This window comes from Paenibacillus sp. 01L418, assembly GCF_056400045.1.
On the sequence record NZ_JBFTSN010000564.1, the window covers coordinates 1 to 3,506 of the forward strand.

General features: G+C 46.7%; 5 protein-coding genes. All 5 read right to left on the reverse strand.

Annotation, left to right across the window (positions count from 1 at the left end; genetic code table 11):
- On the reverse strand, nt 1–305 hold a 305-nt coding region (locus tag AC1DSE_RS32720), incomplete at its 3' end, for an arginase family protein (protein WP_477528872.1).
- A 98-nt stretch (nt 306–403) separates the two neighbouring features.
- On the reverse strand, nt 404–1,609 hold the full coding sequence (locus AC1DSE_RS32725; protein WP_477510001.1) for an ornithine--oxo-acid transaminase: 1,206 nt from the start codon (nt 1,607–1,609) through the stop codon (nt 404–406).
- Between the two features lie 110 nt (nt 1,610–1,719).
- Nucleotides 1,720–2,442 (reverse strand): amino acid ABC transporter ATP-binding protein, encoded by a 723-nt coding sequence (locus AC1DSE_RS32730; protein WP_477510000.1) that lies wholly within the window; start codon nt 2,440–2,442, stop codon nt 1,720–1,722.
- Complete coding sequence (locus AC1DSE_RS32735) at nt 2,442–3,092, reverse strand: amino acid ABC transporter permease (protein ID WP_477509999.1); 651 nt, start codon at nt 3,090–3,092, stop codon at nt 2,442–2,444. The genes AC1DSE_RS32730 and AC1DSE_RS32735 overlap by 1 nt, the downstream gene beginning before the upstream one ends.
- A gap of 22 nt (nt 3,093–3,114) precedes the next feature.
- Nucleotides 3,115–3,506: type 2 periplasmic-binding domain-containing protein (locus tag AC1DSE_RS32740; protein WP_477528873.1), on the reverse strand; the 392-nt coding region annotated here is incomplete at its 5' end.

Here is a 3,506-nt window from a genome sequence, read left to right on the forward strand (position 1 = left end):
ACACTATGGTCCCCTCCTAATACGAGAGGAAAGGAGTCCGCAAGCACTGCGCGATAGACCTGTTCACCTACTAGCCCGCTCATCTCTTTCACTTCGGGAAAATATTTCATCTTGGGCTGCTTCGGATCAAGCACGCCATGCCTCGGGCAGCTGACCTCGTAGTTGCCAACTAAATCAAATCCCATACTTCTGATTTGACGCGCTAGCCCTGATTGAATAATGCTTTCCGGTCCAAGCTCCGATCCTGCGCGGCTTCCGCCCATCCAGAACGGAACGCTTATGAGTCTCACTTTTTTGCTCGCCATAAAATCCGTCCTCCCCGTCTTGTTAAGATTCGCTTCCCCAATGCTTCCCAAAGTGAACATCCCCTTCCTTAACCTGTCTCCGTCCGCAAATTCATCCCTTATTCGGATTGAAGCACAAGCGCAATCCTTTCTATCGCCCAATCGATCTCTTCTTTCGTTATAATGAGCGGCGGCGCGAACCGAATGGTCGTGTCATGTGTTTCTTTGCACAATAGCCCTTTCGCCATCAGACGTTCACAGTATGGCCTAGCTGCTGTATCAAGCTCCAAACCGATAAACAAGCCCTTACCGCGAATTTCCACAATATGCGGTGAACTAATTTCAGCTAATTGTTCTCGAAAATATTTCCCCAGTTCATCCGAACGCTCTGCCAGCTTCTCCTCCTCAATGACATCAATTGCTGCTGCAGAGACGGCACAAGCCAGTGGGTTGCCGCCAAACGTAGATCCATGCGATCCAGGCTCAAACACGTTTAAAATCGTATCGTTTGCGGCGATTGCCGAAATGGGCATTACCCCGCCGCCCAGCGCTTTGCCCATAATATAAACATCTGGCGTTACATTTTCCCAATCACACGCAAAGCGTCTGCCTGTACGTCCAAAACCGGTTTGAATTTCATCCGCCACGAACAGCACATTATTTTGTTTGCACAATGCATAGGCTCCCGACAAATATCCTTCCGGCGGAATAATGATGCCCGCCTCCCCTTGAATCGGCTCAACGAGAAAGGCAGCTGTATTTGGTGTAATCGCCTGTTCAAGAGCAGCCAAATCACCGTAAGGAACTAACTTGAAGCCTGGCGTAAATGGTCCAAAATCCTTTTTGTATTCCTCCGTTGAAGAGAAGGAAGTGACCGTTATCGTCCGACCATGAAAATTGCCCATACAAACGATAATTTCCGCTTGGTCGTGCTCCACACCTTTCTCACGATATGCCCAGCGACGAACCGCCTTAATGGCGGTTTCCACTGCTTCTGCCCCCGTGTTCATTGCCAAAATTTTATTTTTACCCGTGTAATTAACGAGCTTTTCATAAAACTCACCCAGCTTATCATTGTGAAAAGCTCGCGAAGTGAGCGTTACTTTATCCGCTTGATCTTTAAGTGCATGAATAATCTTTGGATGCCTATGACCATGATTAAGAGCGCTGTACGCACTGAGCATATCCATATACCGATTGCCTTCAGGGTCGTTCACCCAGACACCTTCAGCCTCCGAAATAACGATAGGCAGCGGATGGTAATTGTGTGCGCCGTATCGATCCGACTGCTCCATGACAACCGCTGTAGATTTGGTAGATGTCATATCGATGAAATCACTCCCTACAAATTTGTATACAATATTCAATTACTGTTATAAAAAAACCTGGATTGATTATTAACCACCAGGAATTTACAAACTAAACGACCTTGCTGCTATAAAACCTTTGCCAAAAAATCTTGCGTTCGCGGGTGCTGAGGATTTTGGAATACCTTCAGCGGCACTCCCTCTTCAACAATGCAGCCGCCATCCATAAACAGCAGCCTATCGCCAACCTCGCGGGCAAAACCCATTTCATGCGTTACAATAACCATCGTCATTCCGTTTTGAGCAAGCTTCCGCATGACTTCAAGCACCTCGCCAACCATCTCAGGATCGAGTGCTGACGTTGGTTCATCAAACAGCATTACGCTAGGCTGCATGGCAAGCGCTCTCGCTATCGCAACACGCTGCTTTTGTCCGCCTGAGAGACGATCTGGATAGGCATCTTTCTTGTCTTCGAGCCCCACTAAGCGCAGCAGCTCCACAGCTTCTACATTTGCCTGCTCTTTGCTCAGCTTCTTTAGCTTACGCGGAGCAAGGGTTAAATTTTCCAAGACGGTCATATGCGGAAATAAATTAAAATGCTGAAACACCATGCCCATTTCTTGACGAATCCGATTTAACTCCGACTGTTTATTTATAATTTCACAATCATTCAGCTGAATATGACCAGCCGACGGCTCCTCCAATCGATTCAAACAACGAAGAAAGGTGCTTTTCCCTGATCCGCTTGGTCCGATAACAACAACAACCTCGCCTTTGCGAATTACCGTGTCTATCCCCTTCAATATTTCGTTTTTTCCATAAGATTTGCGCAGCCCTTTTACGACTATCATCAGCTTCTCAACTTCCTCTCTAGCACAGCAAGCAGCCTGGATAATGTAAATGTCATGATAAAATATAATGCACAAGCGACTAACAGCGGCTCCATCGGCGAGAAGGTGACGCTCTGAACCGTCCGAGCATTGTACATTAGCTCCGCAATACTAATGACGGATATAAGCGAGGAGTCTTTAATAATAATAATGAATTCATTGCCAATGGCCGGCAGCATATTGCGAAAGGCTTGCGGCAGCACGATGTACCGAAGCGCCATACCTCTGCTCAGCCCCAAGGATCGAGCCGCCTCCGTCTGTCCCTTGTCGATCGCTTCGATTCCCGCTCGAAATACCTCAGCCATATAGGCAGAACTATTAATTGTAAGCGCCACCACTCCGGAAATGAAAGGCGGCAGATTTATACCAAATCCAGTCAGTCCATAATGGATAATAAAGATTTGTACGAGCATTGGGGTTCCTCGAATGATCTCAATATAGGTAGAGGCCAAAAACTTAACCGGCCAGAAGCGCGAGATTCGTATTAATGCAACGGCAACCCCAAGCACTGTGCCGAGCGCCACGCCGAAGAAAGACAGCTCCAGCGTGACCAAGGCTCCTCTCAAAAAAAATTGCCAATACTCTGTCAGGAAACCGAAGTTTAAATCCATATTCAACTACTCCGTCCGCTCTTTATTCTCCAACCAGCTCATTGGCCTCAACGACATAACGATCAATTTCGCCACTTTCCTTCAAACGAGCAATCGTTCCATCAATTTTATTAAGCAAATCTTGATTGCCCTTCTTAACAGCAATAGACACGCCAGCTTCTTCTACCGGCTGCTCAATCTTCACTTCAGAAACTGCAATATCCGTTTGGACCACTGCGTATTGATCCGCTACCGGTTTTTCTAGAATAATGGCATCAACACGACCGCTCTTCAGCTCCAAAATCAGTTCAGGAATTTTAGCTAAAGCCGTTAACTTCGCATCGGCGATTTCCTGTGCAATGCCTTCTTGAATCGAGCCTTTTTGAATACCGATTTTTTTACCTTTTAAATCATCCAATGACTTGAATTGCTCAG

Coding starts and splice junctions, on each gene's coding strand:
- AC1DSE_RS32730 (WP_477510000.1), bottom strand. CDS start 2,442: ATGATAGTCGTAAAAGGGCTGCGCAAATCTTATGGAAAAAACGAAATA.
- AC1DSE_RS32725 (WP_477510001.1), bottom strand. CDS start 1,609: ATGACATCTACCAAATCTACAGCGGTTGTCATGGAGCAGTCGGATCGA.
- AC1DSE_RS32735 (WP_477509999.1), bottom strand. CDS start 3,092: ATGGATTTAAACTTCGGTTTCCTGACAGAGTATTGGCAATTTTTTTTG.